This window comes from Massilia sp., from assembly GCF_032106685.1.
Taxonomy (GTDB): Bacteria; Pseudomonadota; Gammaproteobacteria; order Burkholderiales; family Burkholderiaceae_D; genus Telluria.
Genome location: NZ_DAMCPG010000052.1, coordinates 12370 through 29589, shown reverse-complemented (window position 1 = coordinate 29589; position 17220 = coordinate 12370). Strand labels below are relative to the sequence as shown.

Below are 17220 nucleotides of genomic sequence, written 5' to 3'. Positions count from 1 at the left end.
GACCACGCCGCGGCTCGACAGTTCAGTTAACCCAACAGGAAACGGTGACAGCGCCTTTTTTTGCTTTCCGCAGGGTGCGCACGATTGATTTATGCACAGTAACTAGGTGTTGCCGAGGCGACAGCTCGTCCATAGAATCCCTTGTTTATTTACTATTGCAGGAGGGGGTTATGCGCGGGCTTCGACTGGCTGGACTGGTGTTGTGCTTGGGATCGGCATCGCTTGCCTACGGCAAGATGCCGGCGGCGGATACGGTGAAGGGGGCGAAGGACCACCCATTGCTGTCGCGCTTCGAGGGGGCGAAGCTCGTGGGCTACGACGTCAAGGAATTCGACGAAGCGATGCTCCCGGCCGGCAAGCGCATCTATGACAGCAAGGAGCGGCGCGCCAGCTTCGAAAAATCGTTCCAGCTCGAAGGAAAGGTCACCCGCATCGCCTACGTGGTGCCGCGCGAGCGCTCGACGCTGGAAGTGATGCGCAACTACGAGGCCGCCCTGGCCAAGGCCGGCATGAAGACCGCGTTCTCCTGCGTCAAGGAAACCTGCGGCGACGATATCGGCGACTACTGGTGGGATAAGCGCCTGAGCAATAATTTCATCAAGGGCGACGTCTCGTCGACCATTTTTATCGCAGGACCCCGCGAGGGTCGCTACATGGTGGCGGAAGGCAAGCGTCCGAATGGCGCGCCGGTCCATGTCGCCGTGCTGGCGCTGCCTCCGTACAAGGATGACGAAGGCGGCGTCTATCTCGAGATCGTCGAAGGAAAAGCGATGGAAAGCGGCAAGGTCGCCGCCAGCCTCAACGCGGCCGAGATGGCCAAGAGCATCGCCAACGAAGGCAAGGTGGCCGTCTACGGCGTCTACTTCGACACCGGCAAGGCCGAAATCAAGCCGGATTCGAAGCCGGCGCTGGCCGAGATGGCCAAGATGCTGCAGCAGGATCGGAAACTGAAGGTCTTCGTGGTCGGCCATACCGACAACCAGGGCGTGCTCGCCCAGAACCTGGCACTGTCGCAGCAGCGCGCCGATGCCGTGGTCAAGGCCCTGGCCGAGGGCCACAAGGTCGATCCGAAGCGCCTGTCGGCCAAGGGCGTGGCCGCCTATGCGCCGCTGGCATCGAACCGCGCCGAGGATGGGCGCAGTAAAAACCGCCGCGTCGAGCTCGTCGAGCAGTAGGCGCGCCGCACCGCGACGGTGCCTTTCCTTACCCAGGTGTCATGGTTTGGTGCGCTGAATGTGGCAAGTTTTACATTTGGTTGTGGACGTGCAACAATGTGTGACTATTTTGGTGCGCTGCGTCATACTGCGTGAATTGGAGTAGTATGCGGTTTCCGGCCCACCTTTTTAGCATCACCCACCGAGCAGGCAAGCGATGAGCGACATGACTATCGACATTGACACCATGGAATTCCAGAAAGACCTGGATGCGCGCGGGCTGAATTGTCCTCTGCCTATCCTGAAAGCCAAGAAGGCCCTCGCGGAGATGGAGAGCGGGCAGGTGCTGCGCATCGTGGCCACCGACACCGGTTCGGTGCGCGACTTCCAGGCGTTCGCCAAGCAGACCGGCAACGCCTTGCTGGCCCATACTGCCGAGAACGGCGAATTCACCTTCCTGATGCGCCGCAAATAAATGGGCTGCGGCCCGCGGCGCCACCCGGCGGGGCAGGGTCATTGCCCCGTCTGTTCCCTTTGATGTTCCTGAACACCGCGATTTGGAAGATTCACTCTAGCCAAAAATCGCACGATCGTGCTTTAATTCGGTCTAGCAGCAGATTATCTCTTATAATCTAGGCCACTTTAGCCAAGTCTACCTCTTCAATTTTTCAAAGGCACACCTATGAAAGTCCTGGTACCCGTCAAACGCGTGGTCGACTACAACGTCAAGGTCCGCGTCAAGTCCGACGGCAGTGGCGTCGATATCGCCAACGTCAAAATGTCGATGAACCCGTTCGACGAGATCGCACTCGAGGAAGCGACCCGCCTGAAGGAAGCCGGCAAGGTCACCGAGGTGGTGGCTGTCTCCGTCGGTGTGCCGCAGTGCCAGGAAACCCTGCGCACCGGCATGGCGATCGGCGCCGACCGCGGCATCCTGGTGGAAACCGCCGTCGAGACCGAGCCGCTGGCCGTTGCCAAGATCATGAAGGCGCTGGCCGAGAAAGAGCAGCCGCAGCTGATCATCCTGGGCAAGCAGGCGATCGACGACGACTCGAACCAGACCGGCCAGATGCTGGCGGCCCTCCTGGGCTGGCCGCAGGCGACCTTCGCGTCGAAAGTGGTGCTGGAAGACGGCAAGGTGACCGTGACCCGCGAAGTCGACGGCGGCCTGGAAACCGTGGCCCTGACCCTGCCTGCCATCGTCACCACCGACCTGCGCCTGAACGAGCCGCGCTACGTGACGCTGCCGAACATCATGAAGGCCAAGAAGAAGCCGCTGGAAACCGTCAAGCCGGAAGACCTGGGCGTCGACGTGACCCCGCGCCTGAAGACCCTGAAGGTCGCCGAGCCGGCCAAGCGTTCGGCCGGCGTGAAGGTGCCGGACGTCGCCACGCTGGTCCAGAAGCTGCGCACCGAAGCCAAAGTCATCTAAGCGGCCTCGCCGTCACTATCAAACATAGGAAACATCATGGTCGCATTAGTTATTGCTGAACACGACAATGGCTCCCTGAAGGGCGCAACCCACAACACCGTGACCGCGGCCGCCCAGTGCGGCGGCGAAGTGCACGTGCTGGTCGCCGGCTCGAACTGCGGCGCCGCCGCCGAAGCCGCCGCGCAGATCGCCGGCGTGTCGAAAGTGCTGGTCGCCGACGCGCCGCACTTCGCCGACGGCCTGGCCGAGAACGTCGCCGAGCAGATCCTGGCTGTCGCCGGCAACTATTCGCACATCCTGGCTCCGGCCACCGCCTACGGCAAGAACATCCTGCCGCGCGTCGCCGCCAAGCTGGACGTGGCCCAGATCTCGGAAATCACCAAGGTCGATGCGCCGGACACCTTCGAGCGCCCGATCTACGCCGGTAACGCGATCGCGACCGTGCAGTCGAGCGACAAGGTGAAAGTCATCACCGTGCGCGGCACCGGCTTCGACGCCGCCGCCGCCAGCGGCGGCTCGGCTGCCGTGGAGCAGATCGGCGCCGTCGCCGACGTCGGCAAGTCGGCCTTCGTTGGCCGCGAGCTGGCCAAGTCGGACCGTCCGGAGCTGACCGCCGCCAAGATCGTCGTTTCGGGCGGCCGCGGCATGGGCTCGGGCGACAACTTCAAGATCCTGGAACCGCTGGCCGACAAGCTGGGCGCCGCCATGGGCGCCTCGCGCGCCGCGGTCGACGCCGGCTACGTGCCGAACGACTGGCAGGTCGGCCAGACCGGCAAGATCGTCGCGCCGTCGCTGTACATCGCCGTCGGCATCTCGGGCGCGATCCAGCACCTGGCCGGCATGAAGGACTCGAAGACCATCGTCGCCATCAACAAGGACCCGGAAGCGCCGATCTTCTCGGTGGCCGACTACGGCCTGGTGGGCGACCTGTTCGAAGTGATCCCGCAGCTGGTGCAGGAACTGGGTTAATCGTAGGGTGGGCACCCGTGCCCACGCGGTGATACACGACGGCGAGATCCTCGAACACGAGATCGGAGCCGATAGCGATCACCGCGTGGGCTCAAGAGCCCACCCTACAAAATCGCAGGCCACGCTGGTCCGGCATTCGCCAGGCTGCCGTGGCCTGAATCACATCCAAATCTGAGGAGATCAAGGTGAGCTACCAAGCCCCGATCAAAGACATGCTGTTCGTCCTGAACGAACTGGCCGGCCTGGACCAAGTGAGCAAGCTGCCGGGCTGCGAAGACGCCACCGTCGACACCGTCGAAGCGGTGCTGGAAGAGAACGCGAAATTCTGCGGCGAGGTCGTCGCCCCGCTGAACCACCCGAGCGACAAGGAGCCGAGCTTCTGGCACGATGGCCAGGTCACGACGTCCGCCGGCTTCAAGGTCGCCTTCCAGGCCTTCGCCGAGTCCGGCTGGCAGGGCGTGCAGCACCCGAGCGAATTCGGCGGCCAGGGCCTGCCGAAGATCGTCGCCACGCCATGCACCGAGATGCTCAACGCCGCCTCGATCTCGTTCGCGCTGGTGGCCCTGCTGACCGACGGCGCCATCGAGGCGCTGCTGACCGCTGGCTCCGACGAGCAGAAGGCGCGCTTCCTCGAGCCCCTGATCTCGGGCAAGTGGACCGGCACCATGAACCTGACCGAGCCGCAGGCCGGTTCGGATCTCGCCGCCGTGCGCACCCGCGCCGTGCCCCAGGGCGACGGCACCTATAAAATCTTCGGCACCAAGATCTTCATCACCTACGGCGAGCACGACATGGCCGAGAACATCATCCACCTGGTGCTGGCGCGCACGCCGGACGCGCCGCCGGGCGTGAAGGGGATCTCGCTGTTCATCGTGCCGAAGTTCATGATCAACGAGGACGGTTCGCTGGGCGAGCGCAACGACGCCCACTGCGTCTCGATCGAACACAAGCTGGGCATCAAGGCCAGCCCGACCGCCGTGCTGCAATTCGGCGACAACGGCGGCGCCATCGGCACCCTGGTGGGCGAAGAGAACCGCGGCCTGGAATACATGTTCATCATGATGAACGCGGCCCGCTTCGGCGTCGGCATGCAGGGCATCGGCCTGGCCGAGCGTGCCTACCAGCAGGCCGTGGCCTTCGCCAGGGACCGCGTGCAGTCGCGCGACCTGGCCGGCTCGAGCGGCCCGGTCGCCATCATCCACCATCCGGACGTGCGCCGCATGCTGATGTCGATGCGCGCCCAAACGGAAGCCGCGCGTGCGCTGGCCTACGTCGGCGCCGGCATCTCGGACGTGGCCCATTACCACGCCGACGAAGCCACCCGTAAAGCCAATCTCGCCGTCTACGAATACCTGGTCCCGGTCATCAAGGGCTGGTCGACCGAGATGAGCGAGAACGTGGCGCGCGACGGCGTGCAGGTCCACGGCGGCATGGGCTTCATCGAGGAGACCGGCGCGGCCCAGCACTACCGCGACGCCAAGATCCTGACCATCTACGAAGGCACGACCGCGATCCAGGCCAACGACCTGGTCGGCCGCAAGACCGTGCGCGACGGCGGCGCGGTGGCCAAGTCCATCATCGCCCAGGTGCGCGAGACCGAAGCGGCGCTGGGCGATGCGCAGGGCGCCGATTTTGCTGCGATTCGCAAGCAGCTCGCGGCCGGCTCCGCCGCGCTCGAGGCGGTGGTCGACTTCGTGGTCGCCAACGTGAAATCGGACATCAAGGGCGTGTTCGCCGGTTCCGTGCTCTACCTGAAGCTGGCCGGCATCGTGCTGGGCGGCTGGCAGATGGCGCGCGCGGCCCTGGTCGCCCAGCGCAAGCTCGACGCCGGCGAAGGCGATGCCGCCTTCCTGCGCGCGAAGATCGCCACCGCGCGCTTCTTCGCCGACCACATCCTGTCGCAGGCCGACGGCATGCGCAGCGCGATCGTGGAAGGCAGCGCCGGCGTGCTGGCGCTGGACGTCGAGCAGTTCTGATCGTGCAGAAGGGTGGGGCGCCCGACGCTCCGCCCGGCGATCGTTCGAAGCGGCCCGCGGGCCGCTTTTTTTACGGCGGTGTCGGCCCGGCGGGACGCGCGCTTGGCTTGCGCGCCCGGTTGCCAACTTTTGCCGTATAAATATAATCCTTTTTAGAATGATTTATTGCAAAGAAAATTTGCATAAAAACCACTATCTGCGAATTTAGTTTGGCTCAAGGCGAGCTCATCTTGAGTGAACTAACTTGTACCCAGGCCGCGCATGAGCCGCGCGGCCCCCGATCTCACCGGCTCGACGAGGAGATGCGCCATGGGTACCGAGAACCACTACGACGACAAGCACGACAACGACCACGATCACGATCACGACCACGATCATGACCGCGACAAGGTGTGCCGCCACCGGCATGACCACGACAAGCACTGCGACAAGGGCGAGTACCGCGAGCACTACAAGTACCGCGAATACTGGAAGGTGCGCGACTGCGACGACGACAGGCACGATCTCCACAAGTACGACAAGGACGATAAGTACGAGCATCACGACAAGCATGATCGCGACGACAGGAAAGAGCGCGATGTCCCGTCGCACCACATCCACGAACTCGAAAAGTCGATCAAGACCCTGGCCGACGCGCTCGCCACGCTCGGCCGCGGGGCGCACCTGCTGGAGCTGCAGCGCATCATCCACCATCCGGGTTGGACGTCGCCGGCCGAGCTGGCATTCGTGAATGCCATCCTCGACCACCTCGGCGTCGAAGTGCGCACCATCGAGCGCCTGCAGGCCGACCTCGTCGAGGCTGCGCGCAAGGTAAAGAAGGAGCGTCACTGAAGGCTAATGCGCCGCGCACCGCAGGGATGCGCGGCGCACCAGCGTCGTCGCGGCAAGCCTGCCGCCGCAAGCGGTACGCAATCCGTTCGCTTCGCCGCTTGCCTTTGCGCTTGCGTGCTGCGCTTCGGCCGGATCGGTTCCCACGGCATTCGCCGGTCGGCATCCGCTGAGCTTGATCTGGCTTAAACGAAGCGTTACGGCCGCGTTCGTAACATCGGCACATCCACTGAACCCGCCCGCTCTCGCGAGCAGGGCCAACCCGGGAGCCGCTATGCCACTGACGATTGCCCGTTCCAGTCTTTATCTCGCCATGAGCTTCTGTTCGCTGTTGCTGGCCGCCTGCGGCGGCGACAGTTCATCCCCGGCCGCCAGCGATCCGCCGCCGAGGCAGGTCGATCCGCCGCCTCCGCCCCCGTCCTCGCCCCAGCCGCCGCCGGTCGCGCTGGCCGACAGCCACACCGACCTGGTCCCCGCCACCATCAACAGTCCGCAGGGCTGGCCGACCTGGAGCGGCACCGGCCAGCCGGTCGGCGATATCGTCTGCCTGTCCAATATCAACTACCACATCCATGCGCTGGTATCGATCTACAAGGATGGCGTGCGCCAGGGGCTGCCCGACAACGTCGGCCGCAGCGGCTGCACCTACGAACTGCATACGCACGATGTAACGGGCGTGGTGCATATCGAGGCGAACGCGCCCAGAAAGTTCACGCTGGGCCAGTTCTTCGCCCTGTGGCGCCAGCCCTTGTCGACGAACGGCACGGCCGGGCTGGCGGGACCGGTCCGCTTCTACATCATCGACAGGGAAACGCTGGCGCCGTACACGGGCGACCCTGCCGAGATCGCGCTGACGGCCCACCGCGAGATCGTCATCGTCAGCGGCACGCCGCCGGCGACGCTGCCGAGGTACCGCTGGCCGGAGGGGATTTGAAGGGAGAGGCCAGGCGCGTCGACGAGCCTGGAGGCTGGGGAGGGGCATCGCTGCCGGCGGCGCCGATCATCTGCCGGCGCGGTCGGACACGACAGCGTCGGCCGGGCACGGCTCAGCCGTAGGCCCCGCCCGTATACATCAGGTCGAACGCGCGGGCGATGGTCGCGATCAGCACGGTGGCGCCGATCATCAAGGCGGCGATCAGCAGCACCGCCAGCAACCAGGTCGAGCGCGAGCGCGTGCCCGAGCCCGGATTGAAGCGCGCGTCCCACTGCTCGTCCGGCGTCAGGCCAATCACCAGCGCCGCGATGAAGGCGACGATATAGGAGAGCAAGAGGGGCAGCAGGGCAAAGAAGACATCCATGCTCCCTTCCGTCTGGCTATAGACCAGGCCGGCGACCGGCAGGCTGCAGGCGTGCAGCAAGCCGATCCGGTCGACGTTGCCGTGCAAATAAAAGCGGTGCGCGCCCAGCCCGCCGAAGGTCAGCGCCAATGCGGTCGCCAAAGTCTTGTTCTTGTGTGACATGCCAAAAGGAATTTGTTACACGAAGACGCAAGTATGGTTCAAAAATGTGCCAAAAGCATCATTTTTTATGTAAATGCTATGTATCAACTTGTACGCACGCGTGATCGGGCGCCAGGAGGGAGGTAGCGGTAGCGCAAAAAATCAGGGATAATGCCCCATTCGGCCGGGACCGCGCGCCCTGTTGTCCGCCTTTTACCATTTCACTTGCTGATCTGCGGCATTGCGCGCTATAATCGTCGGCTTTCTCCGTCCAGTACAACTTTTTGGAATTATTATGGTCGTTATCCGTTTGGCTCGTGGCGGCGCAAAAAAGCGCCCGTTCTTCAACATCGTTGCAACCGATTCGCGTAACCGTCGCGATGGCCGTTTCATCGAGCGCATCGGCTTCTACAACCCGATGGCTTCGGGCGCCGAAGTCGGCCTGAAGATCACCGCGGACCGTCTGGCCTACTGGCAAGGCGTTGGCGCACAACTGTCGCCGACCGTTGCTCGCTTGGTTGCCCAGCAGAAGCCGGCTGCCTAAGTAAAGCTGTTCCTGGTTTGAGCGATTCGGCTGCAAGCGGGGTGCACGCCCCCGACGACCTGACCCAGGTCGGGTATGTCTCAGGCGCCTACGGCATTGCCGGCGCCATCCGCGTTACCCCGTTCTCGGTGGATGCGGACGCCTTGCTGAACGTGAAAACCTGGTGGCTCGACAAGCCGAGCCTGCGGTCCGTCACCGTGCGGACCGCGAAGATGCATGGCGGCGACGTGGTCGCCACCCTGGTCGGGATGAGTGACCGCAACCTGGCGGAGGCGCTGAAAGGCGCAGCCGTCCATGTATCGCGCAGTCAGTTTCCCGAGCTTGAGGAAGACGAGTATTACTGGTCCGACCTGATCGGCATGGACGTGGTCAACCTGCAGGGCGAAGCCCTGGGCAAGGTGATCGACATGATGAGCAACGGCGCGCAATCGATCCTGCGCATCGCGCCCGTCCCCCATCCGGCCGCCAGCGACAAGGCGCCTGAGCGTCTCGAAGAGCGCCTGGTGCCGTTCGTGGACCAGTTCGTGAAAACCGTCGATCTCAAGGGAAAGAAGATTACCCTGGATTGGGGTCTCGACTTTTGATCCCTCCTACCCGAAGCGAGGTCCCGATGCAGTTCGACGTCGTGAGCTTGTTTCCCGAGATGTTTGCCGCATTGACGCAGTCGGGCGTGACCCGGCGCGCTTTCGAGCAGGAACGCTGGGGCCTGACGCTGTGGAATCCGCGCGATTTCACCCAGGACCGCCACCGCACCGTGGATGACCGCCCGTATGGCGGCGGCCCCGGGATGGTAATGCTGGCGAAACCGCTCGAGGCGACGATCAATGCGGCCAAGGCGCGCCAGGCCGCACTCGGCTTGCCCGCGCCGCGCGTGGTGTTCATGTCGCCGCAAGGCAAACCGCTGACGCACGAACGCGTGATGGCGCTGAAGGACGAGCCCGGTCTCGTGATCCTTTGTGGCCGTTACGAGGCGGTCGACCAGCGCTTGCTGGACCGTGTCGTCGACGAGGAGATTTCCCTCGGCGACTTCGTGCTTTCCGGCGGCGAATTGCCGGCGATGGCCTTGATGGATGCGGTGGTGCGACAGTTGCCCGGAGTACTGGGCGACGATGCCTCGGCGGTCGAAGACAGTTTCGTCAACGGCCTGCTCGATTCGCCGCATTACACGCGTCCCGAAGTGTACGAAGGCGTGCCGGTGCCCCCGGTTCTGATGGGTGGCAACCACGCAGAGATTACCAAGTGGCGCCGCCAGCGCATGCTGGAGGCGACCGCGAAGAAGCGTCCGGAACTGCTGGATGCGGCGCGCAAGGCGGGCCGCCTGAGCGCAGCCGACGAAAAGTTTTTGGCCACGCTCTCCTGAGGGCAGGCCGGAAAAAGGCACCGATCCCGGTGCAAGACCTGCGGGCATGTTGCCCGTGCGTTCAACCCCATCCTCTACTGGGCAAACAGTACAGCGCCAGCAAGATGGTTTTTGGAGTCATAAGAAATGAATCTGATTCAGCAACTCGAGCAGGAAGAAATCGCGCGCCTCGGCCGCAACATTCCTGATTTCGCACCTGGCGACACCGTGATCGTCAACGTCAACGTCGTCGAAGGCAACCGCAAGCGCGCCCAGGCATACGAAGGCGTCGTCATCTCGCGTCGCAACCGTGGCCTGAACTCGAACTTCATCGTTCGCAAGATCTCGTCGGGCGAAGGCGTGGAACGTACGTTCCAGCTGTACTCCCCGCTGATCGCTTCGATCGAAGTCAAGCGCCGCGGCGACGTTCGTCGTGCGAAGCTGTACTACCTGCGTGAGCGTTCGGGCAAATCGGCACGTATCAAAGAGAAACTGCCGCAGCGCCGCGTCGCTACCACCGCTGCCGCTGAGTAATAGCGTCTGTGGAATGAAAAAGGCATCCCTCGGGATGCCTTTTTCTTTTTGATTCTTCCTTTTTGTTTAAAGGAAACGTTTTTGGCCAAGCTTCATCTCGATCCAACCCGCCTGCCGGTCGATGCCATCGCCGGCGAACCACCGGTCGACCCGGCGCTCCTGACCACGGCGCGCCTGCGCACGCGTTTTGCCCAAGCGCGCCGCGCCTGGGATCCGGAAACCGCGGAGGAAACGCCTTTCCAGCCTGGCCTGGCGCTGCGCCGCGCCGCCGTCCTGGTGCCCCTGGTCGACCGCCCCGAAGGCTTGACCGTGCTGCTGACCCAGCGCACCGCGCATTTGACCAGCCACGCCGGCCAGATCAGCTTCCCCGGTGGGCGTGCCGAGGAGATCGATTCCTCGCCGATCGAGACCGCGCTGCGCGAATCGGAAGAGGAGATCGGCCTGCACCGCCGCCACGTCGAAATCGTCGGCGTGCTGCCGGAGTACGTGACGGCCAGCGCCTACCGGGTGCGTCCGGTGGTCGGCCTGGTGACGCCGCCGTTCGAATTGCGCGCCGACCCGAACGAAGTGGCCGAGATCTTCGAAGTGCCGCTGGCCTTCCTGATGAACGGGGCCAACCACCAGCGCATGTCCTTCGAGCTGCCGGAAGGGGCGGGGCGGCGCAGCTTCTATGCCATGACCTACGAGCGCTTCTTCATCTGGGGCGCGACTGCCGGCATGCTGCGCAACCTGTTCCATTTCCTGCGCGCTTGATCCTTTTGCTTTACTTTAGTTACCAGTCCCTATTTGATTATGGCCCGCGTCTGCGCTATCGTAGCGGGCAGCGTAGTGTTGCCATAACAAAAGAAGGATTTGCATGACATTTTTTTCCATTCTGTGCGCCCTGCTGATCGAGCAGTTGAAGCCCCTGCGCGCGGATAACCAGGTCTACGGCGGCATCAAGACGCTCGCGATGCGCATCGAAGGCTGGTTCAACGCCGGCGAGCCGAAGAACGGCCGCATGGGATGGATCCTGATGATGCTGGCACTGGTGCTGCCCGTCGCCATCGTTTACTGGGTGCTGCAATACTACGGCCTGGTCTTTCTTGCCTTCGCCTGGAACGTGCTGGTCGTCTACCTGACGCTGGGGTTCCGCCACTACAGCCATTACTTCACCTCGATCCAGCTGGCCCTGAACCAGGGCGACGAAGCCACCGCGCGCGCGCTGCTGGCGGAATGGACGCGGCTCGACACGGTCGGCATGGATGCCCAGGAAATCGCGCGCATCGCCGTCGAAAAGTCCTTGATCACCACTCATCGCAGCGTGTTCGGCGTGTTCTTCTGGTTCCTGATGCCGGGCGGCCCGGCCTGCGCCGTGCTCTACCGCGTGTCCGAATACCTGGCGCGCGCCTGGAACGAGCCCGAGCACATGCGCAACGAGGCCTTCGGCCAGTTCGCCGCCAGGGCCTTCTACTGGATCGACTGGATCCCGGTGCGCCTGACCGCGGTCGCCTTTGCCGTGGTCGGCAATTTCGAGGACGCCATCTATGCCTGGCGCAACTTCGCCAACCGCTGGGCCGACGAATCGCGCGGGATCATCCTGGCGGCGGGCGGCGGCGCGATGGGCGTGCGCCTGGGCACGCCGCAGGAAAACGCCCCGCAATTGCTGCCGGCGGACGCGGCGACGGTGGACTTGTCCGACGTCGAGGCCGACGTGCTGCCCGGCGAGGAGCCGAGCCTGCGCGCACTGCAAAGCACGGTGGGACTTGTCTGGCGCGCCCTGATATTATGGATGATCCTGTTGCTGCTGCTCTCGAGCGTGGTCTGGCTCGGCTAGGCGCCGTAAGCGCTGCCATGGCGGCGTCGAGCGAGACCTCGGCGCCGGAAAACGCTTCATCACGGCGTGGCCGCGTCCCGCCGTACCAGCGTATTTGTCGCCGACAATGCGCCTTGCCGATGGGGGCTTGACCGGGACCGCGGTCCCGCGGCCTAAAGTTGTCGAGTCAAGACTCGTCCCCAGGTCTTCTATAAGATATAATACTGCCGTTGTTCTCATCCACGCAGTATTCTTGTATCAGCAAGCAGCACTATGGCCGAGTTACCGCATACCGGGAACGAAGGCGCCAATGGCGAATTCTTCATCCTGGGAATCACGAATAAAGGCAAGCAGTTCCGCCCGAGCGATTGGGCGGAGCGCCTGTGCGGGGTCATGTCCTGCTTTCGCCCCGAGGGTAGTGGCGGCCGCCATGCCCACCTCCAGTTTTCCCCTTACGTGCACCCGACCGTGGTGAACGGCGTCAAGGCCGTCGTCGTCGATAATGCGCTCCAGAAAGCCGAACCGCTGGCCTACCACTTCGTCGTCAACTTCGCCAAGGATAACGACCTGCAAGTGGTCGACGCCTGCTTCGTCGAACTGCCGGGCGATCCGAAACCGTAGGCAGTTCGAAGCACGGTTTGAGCTAGATCAAGCCGTCTGCCACTCTCCGCATTAGCGTGAAGCCATAGGGTGTGGGCACGGTCGCCTTCGTAGGGTGGGCACAAGTGCCCACCGTACAACAGCGCAAGGCCGGTCCGCATCCGCCAACAAGGGGAGGGCACCATGAACATCGGCGAAATCTGTACTGTCCAGACCATCACCTGCGCGCGCGACGAGACCGTGCAGGGCGCGGCGCTCCTGATGCGCAAGCACCATGTCGGCGACCTGATCGTGGTCGACCAGCTCGACGGCCAACCGGTGCCGGTCGGCATCGTCACCGACCGCGACATCGTGGTCTCGGTCGTCGCGCTCGGGCTCGATCCCGATAGCCTGCAGGTCGGCGACATCATGAGCGACGACCTGCTGACCTGCGGCGAGGACGACGACGTCTACGCCACCATCGAGCACATGCGCCTGCGCGGCATCCGGCGCGTGCCGGTGGTAAACCGGGCGGGCGGGCTGACCGGCATCGTCAGCGCCGACGATTTGCTCGAATTCCTGGCCGAGGAAATGGGCGACCTGTCGCGCATCAGCGCCAACCAGCAGGCGCAGGAAAAACGCGCCCGGCATTGAGGTAGGGTGGGCGGGTTCCCCGCCCACGCGGTGATCGCTACGCGCAAGATCATCCGGCGCGATAGCGAAGCCGTCACCATCCCGGCGCGAGAAGAAAGGCCCGCAAGCAATCATTCTGCGCCAGCGCAATCTTTGCGCGCTGCAATAGTGCGCGGTAGCATCACCTCGATCGACCATCTGTTACCATCGGCCCTGGCGCGTCGCCGGGCGGCGGCGCTTGCGCGTCCTCGCGGGCGCACCCACCTGACGGGACCACATGAACCTGATGCCTTACCAGCGCGGCCTGCCTGCGCACCTGATCGCCGGCGCCTTCGCCTTTCTCGCCCTCGGGACAGCCTGGTCGGCGCCGCTGCCCAAGGGCGTCACGCTCGGCCCCTCGGTCGAGGGCATCACCGAGTACCGGCTCGCCAACGGCCTGAAGGTCCTGCTGTTCCCCGACGCGTCGCGCCCTACCGTCACCGTGAACGTGACCTACCTGGTCGGTTCGCGCCACGAGAACTACGGCGAAACCGGCATGGCCCACCTGCTCGAGCACCTGATGTTCAAGGGTGCGCGCAAGAACCGCGACATCACGCGCCAGTTCGCCGACCGCGGCATGGATTTCAACGGCACCACCTCGCTCGACCGCACCAATTACTACGAAGTGTTCCAGGCCTCGAAGGACAACCTGGACTGGGCCCTGCAAATGGAGGCGGACCGCATGACGGGTTCCTTCATCGCGCAGAAGGACCTGGACTCGGAAATGACGGTCGTGCGCAACGAATACGAGAGCGGCGAGAACTCGCCGTCGGGCGTGCTCATGAAGCGCATGCAGAGCGTGGCCTACGACTGGCACAGCTATGGCCGCTCGACCATCGGCAACCGCAGCGACATCGAGAACGTGCGCATCGCCAACCTGCAGGCCTTCTACCGCACCTACTACCAGCCCGACAACGCCGTGCTGCTGGTGGCGGGTAAATTCGATCCCGACGCCACCTTGCTGAAAATCAGCCGCCTGTTCGGCGCGATCCCGAAACCGAAGCGCGCGCTGCCGGCGTTCTGGACGGTCGAGCCGCCCCAGGACGGCGAACGCAGCTTCGCGGTGCGGCGCCAGGGCGACGTCCAGATCGTCATGCTGGGCTACAAGGTGCCGTCCGCGATCCACGACGACAGCGACGTCATGGCCTTCGCCTCGACCATCCTGGGCGACGTGCCGACCGGCCGCCTGCACAAGAGCCTGGTCGAGACCGGCAAGGCCAGCCAGGTGTTCAGCTTCGGCCTGACCGGCTATGCGCCCGGCCTGCAGTACGTCGGCGCGGTGCTCAAGAAGGGCGAGCCGCTCGAGCCGCTGCGCGACGCCTTGACCCAGGCCGTGGAAAGCTTCGCCGACGCGCCGCCGACGCCGGCCGAGATGGAGCGCGTGCGCCGCCTCTACGAGAACGAGATGGAGCGCAGCCTGAACGATCCGCAGCGGGTCGGCGTGGCGCTGTCGGAGACCATCGCGCTGGGCGACTGGCGGCTGTTCTTCACCGGGCGCGAACGGATCAAGACCATCACGGCCGAGGAAGTGGCGGCGGTGGCGAAACGCTACTTCCGGCGCGACAACCGCGTCACCGGCACCTTCATCCCCGAGGACGACCCGCAGCGCGTGGCGATTCCGGCGGCGCCCAGCATCGAGAGCATCCTGGAGAAATTCAAGCCGAGCGCCTCGACCTTCGTGTCCGAGGACTTCGACCCCAGCCAGGCCAACATCATGCAGCGCACGCACCTGGCGACGGCCGGCGGCGTGAAGCTGGCGCTTCTGCCGAAGAAGAACCGCGGCGAAGCCGTCACGGTCGACCTGCGCCAGCACATCGGCGACGAAAAGAACCTGTTCGGCACCGGCGCCATTCCCGAGCTGACCGCCGCCATGCTGATGCGCGGCACCAGCCGCTACACGCGCGAGCAGCTGTCCGACGAATTCGACCGCCTGAAGATCGCCGGCGGCCTGTCCCACTTCCAGACCACGCGCGAGCACCTGCCCGACGCCCTGCGCCTGGTGGCGCACGTGCTGAAGGAGGCGAGCTTCCCCCAGGCCGAGTTCGAGCAGCTGCAGCGCCAGGCCATCGTCGGCCTGGAGGCGAGCCGCAACGAGCCCTCGGCCCTGGCCAGCCGCGCGCTGTCCCAGCACTTCGACCTCTACCCGAAGGGCGACGTGCGCCACGCGAACACCTTCGAGGAAGACATGGCCGAGCTGAAGGCGGCGAAGCTGGCGGACTTGGTGGACTTCCACCGCCGCTACTACGGCAGCGTGCCGGCCGAGATGGCGATCGTCGGCGACTTCGACGCGGCGGCCGTCGCGCCGCTGGTCGAGGAGCTGTTCGGCGCCTGGAAAGCCCAGGAGAACGTGGCCCCGGTGCTGCGCCGCCATGCCGAGGTCGCGCCGCTGGCGAAGACCATCGACACCCCGGACAAGGAAAACGGCGTCTACCTGGCGCGCCTGAACCTGGATTTGAACATCGACGACCCCGACTATCCCGCGCTGATGCTGGCCAACTACATGTTCGGCGAGGGCGGCCTGCGCTCGCGCCTGATGGACCGCATCCGCCAGAAGGACGGCCTGTCGTATGGCGGCGGCTCGCAGCTCGATGCTGGCGACCTCGACCGTGCAGGAAGTTTCATGATCAGCGCCATCGCCGCGCCGCAGAACCTGCAAAAGCTCGACGCCGCGGTGCGCGAGGAACTGGCGCGCGCGGTGAAGGAGGGCTTCAGCGCCACCGAACTGGCCGGCGCCAAGTCGGGCCTGATGCAGCAGCGCGTGCAGACCCGCGCCAACGACGGCGCCCTGGCGACCGGCTGGACCTCCTACCTGTACCGCGGCCGCACCTACGCGTGGTCGCGCGAATTCGAGGCGAAGCTGATGGCGGTGACCCCGGCGCAGCTGAACGCGGCCTTCCGCAAGGCGATCGACCCGGCCAGGTTGTCGGTGGTGCTGGCCGGCGACCTGGACAAGGCGAAGGCAGCGGCGGCCAAGGCGCCCTGAACCGCCTCGGTCAAACGTTGCATCCTGGGGACGGTATATTGATGAATACGAGCCGTGCGGCTATGATGTTGCCTTTAAGCATCACTTAAGTATTCTTTCAAGTGTCCAGGAGTCGTAGTACATGAAGGGCAATAGCAAAGCGGCGCCAGGCGCAATCTCGTTCGCGGGCAAGGTGGCGCTGGTCACCGGCGGCGCCAGCGGCATCGGACGCGCGACGGCGCTGGCATTCGGACGCGCCGGCGCCTCGGTGGTGATCGCCGACGTCTCGGTCGACGGCGGCCACGCGACCGCGGCGATGATCGTCGAGAACGGCGGCAAGGCCTTGTTCGTGCAGGCCAACGTGACCCGCGCGGCCGAGGTCGAGAACCTGCTCGACAAGACCGTCTATCACTATGGCCGCCTCGACTGCGCGGTCAATTGCGCGGCGCTGCAGGCTACGCCTGCGCGCCTGGACGAGCTCGACGAGGAGGAGTTCGACCGCCTGATGGCCGTCAACGTGAAGGGCGTCTGGTTGTCGATGAAGTACCAGCTGCGCCAGATGGTCAGGCAGGGCGGAGGCACGATCGTCAACCTGTCGTCCAGCTACGGCCTGGTCGGCGCGCCCTTGCAGGGAGCCTACGCGGCGAGCAAGCACGCCCTGGCCGGCCTGACCAAGAGCGCGGCGGCCGAGTACGCCAAGGACGGCATCCGCGTCAATGCCGTCTCTCCGGGCGCGGTGCGCACCCCGATGCTGGCGCGCACCCTCGGCGGCGAAGCGGCGGCGGAAAAGAAGCTGCGCGCCGCCCACCCGATGAACCGTTTCGCCGAACCGGGCGAGATCGCGAACGCCGCCCTGTGGCTGTGTTCCGACCAGTCCTCCTTCGTCACCGGCCACGAGCTGGCCGCGGACGGCGGCTTCACCGCAATTTGAAGCGCTCGACGCTCTTCAGGTAGGGTGGACTCCCGAGTCCACGCGGTATCGAACGGCAGCACGCCG

The 17220-nt window shown here is 64.7% G+C and carries 18 protein-coding genes; 17 read left to right on the top strand and 1 reads right to left on the bottom strand.

Translation table 11 applies throughout. From position 1 onward, the window contains the following. Positions 1–197 precede the first annotated feature (197 nt). The 7 genes from RT688_RS21155 (at position 198) to RT688_RS21125 (ending at position 7293) form a co-directional block, all read left to right on the top strand. Positions 198–1175, top strand: a complete 978-nt coding sequence (locus tag RT688_RS21155) for a DUF4892 domain-containing protein (protein ID WP_313706812.1) — start codon at positions 198–200, stop codon at positions 1173–1175. Positions 1176–1401: 226 nt separating this feature from the next. Next, positions 1402–1629, top strand: a complete 228-nt coding sequence (locus RT688_RS21150) for a sulfurtransferase TusA family protein (RefSeq protein ID WP_290423782.1) — start codon at positions 1402–1404, stop codon at positions 1627–1629. A 207-nt stretch (positions 1630–1836) separates the two neighbouring features. Then, positions 1837–2586, top strand: coding sequence for an electron transfer flavoprotein subunit beta/FixA family protein (locus tag RT688_RS21145; protein ID WP_313706810.1), 750 nt, complete (start codon positions 1837–1839; stop codon positions 2584–2586). Positions 2587–2622: 36 nt separating this feature from the next. Continuing rightward, entirely contained in the window at positions 2623–3555 is a 933-nt protein-coding gene (locus tag RT688_RS21140; protein WP_313706809.1) for an FAD-binding protein, read from the top strand. A 185-nt stretch (positions 3556–3740) separates the two neighbouring features. Continuing rightward, positions 3741–5531 (top strand): acyl-CoA dehydrogenase, encoded by a 1791-nt coding sequence (locus tag RT688_RS21135; protein WP_313706808.1) that lies wholly within the window; start codon positions 3741–3743, stop codon positions 5529–5531. Positions 5532–5840: 309 nt separating this feature from the next. Then, the gene (locus RT688_RS21130) at positions 5841–6362 is read left to right on the top strand and encodes a hypothetical protein (RefSeq protein ID WP_313706807.1); all 522 of its coding nucleotides are present in this window, start codon (positions 5841–5843) and stop codon (positions 6360–6362) included. A 271-nt stretch (positions 6363–6633) separates the two neighbouring features. Beyond that, positions 6634–7293, top strand: coding sequence for a hypothetical protein (locus tag RT688_RS21125; RefSeq protein WP_313706806.1), 660 nt, complete (start codon positions 6634–6636; stop codon positions 7291–7293). Positions 7294–7405: 112 nt separating this feature from the next. Here RT688_RS21125 and RT688_RS21120 read toward each other — a convergent pair whose 3' ends face one another. Continuing rightward, positions 7406–7819, bottom strand: coding sequence for a TM2 domain-containing protein (locus tag RT688_RS21120; protein WP_313706805.1), 414 nt, complete (start codon positions 7817–7819; stop codon positions 7406–7408). Between the two features lie 274 nt (positions 7820–8093). On the opposite strand from RT688_RS21120, the gene rpsP reads away from it, so the two are divergent. The 10 genes from rpsP (at position 8094) to RT688_RS21070 (ending at position 17154) form a co-directional block, all read left to right on the top strand. Next, on the top strand, positions 8094–8342 hold the full coding sequence (rpsP, locus tag RT688_RS21115) for a 30S ribosomal protein S16 (protein WP_313706804.1): 249 nt from the start codon (positions 8094–8096) through the stop codon (positions 8340–8342). 41 nt (positions 8343–8383) lie between these two features. Beyond that, positions 8384–8926: a ribosome maturation factor RimM gene (gene rimM / locus RT688_RS21110; RefSeq protein WP_409521969.1), complete on the top strand. Its 543-nt coding sequence runs from the start codon at positions 8384–8386 to the stop codon at positions 8924–8926. A 26-nt stretch (positions 8927–8952) separates the two neighbouring features. Continuing rightward, entirely contained in the window at positions 8953–9702 is a 750-nt protein-coding gene (gene trmD / locus RT688_RS21105; RefSeq protein ID WP_313706802.1) for a tRNA (guanosine(37)-N1)-methyltransferase TrmD, read from the top strand. Positions 9703–9828: 126 nt separating this feature from the next. After that, positions 9829–10215 carry a 50S ribosomal protein L19 gene (gene rplS, locus RT688_RS21100; RefSeq protein ID WP_313706801.1) on the top strand — a complete coding sequence of 129 codons (387 nt, stop codon included), beginning with the start codon at positions 9829–9831 and terminating at the stop codon, positions 10213–10215. Between the two features lie 81 nt (positions 10216–10296). Beyond that, positions 10297–10968 (top strand): CoA pyrophosphatase, encoded by a 672-nt coding sequence (locus RT688_RS21095; RefSeq protein WP_313706800.1) that lies wholly within the window; start codon positions 10297–10299, stop codon positions 10966–10968. A 103-nt stretch (positions 10969–11071) separates the two neighbouring features. Continuing rightward, on the top strand, positions 11072–12031 hold the full coding sequence (locus RT688_RS21090) for a CobD/CbiB family protein (RefSeq protein WP_313706799.1): 960 nt from the start codon (positions 11072–11074) through the stop codon (positions 12029–12031). 252 nt (positions 12032–12283) lie between these two features. After that, positions 12284–12631, top strand: a complete 348-nt coding sequence (locus tag RT688_RS21085; RefSeq protein ID WP_313706798.1) for a DUF3579 domain-containing protein — start codon at positions 12284–12286, stop codon at positions 12629–12631. A 162-nt stretch (positions 12632–12793) separates the two neighbouring features. Next, complete coding sequence (locus RT688_RS21080; RefSeq protein ID WP_313706797.1) at positions 12794–13243, top strand: CBS domain-containing protein; 450 nt, start codon at positions 12794–12796, stop codon at positions 13241–13243. Positions 13244–13499: 256 nt separating this feature from the next. Beyond that, complete coding sequence (locus tag RT688_RS21075) at positions 13500–16244, top strand: M16 family metallopeptidase (RefSeq protein ID WP_409521968.1); 2745 nt, start codon at positions 13500–13502, stop codon at positions 16242–16244. Positions 16245–16365: 121 nt separating this feature from the next. Further along, complete coding sequence (locus RT688_RS21070) at positions 16366–17154, top strand: glucose 1-dehydrogenase (protein WP_313706796.1); 789 nt, start codon at positions 16366–16368, stop codon at positions 17152–17154. The last annotated feature ends 66 nt before the right edge of the window (positions 17155–17220 follow it).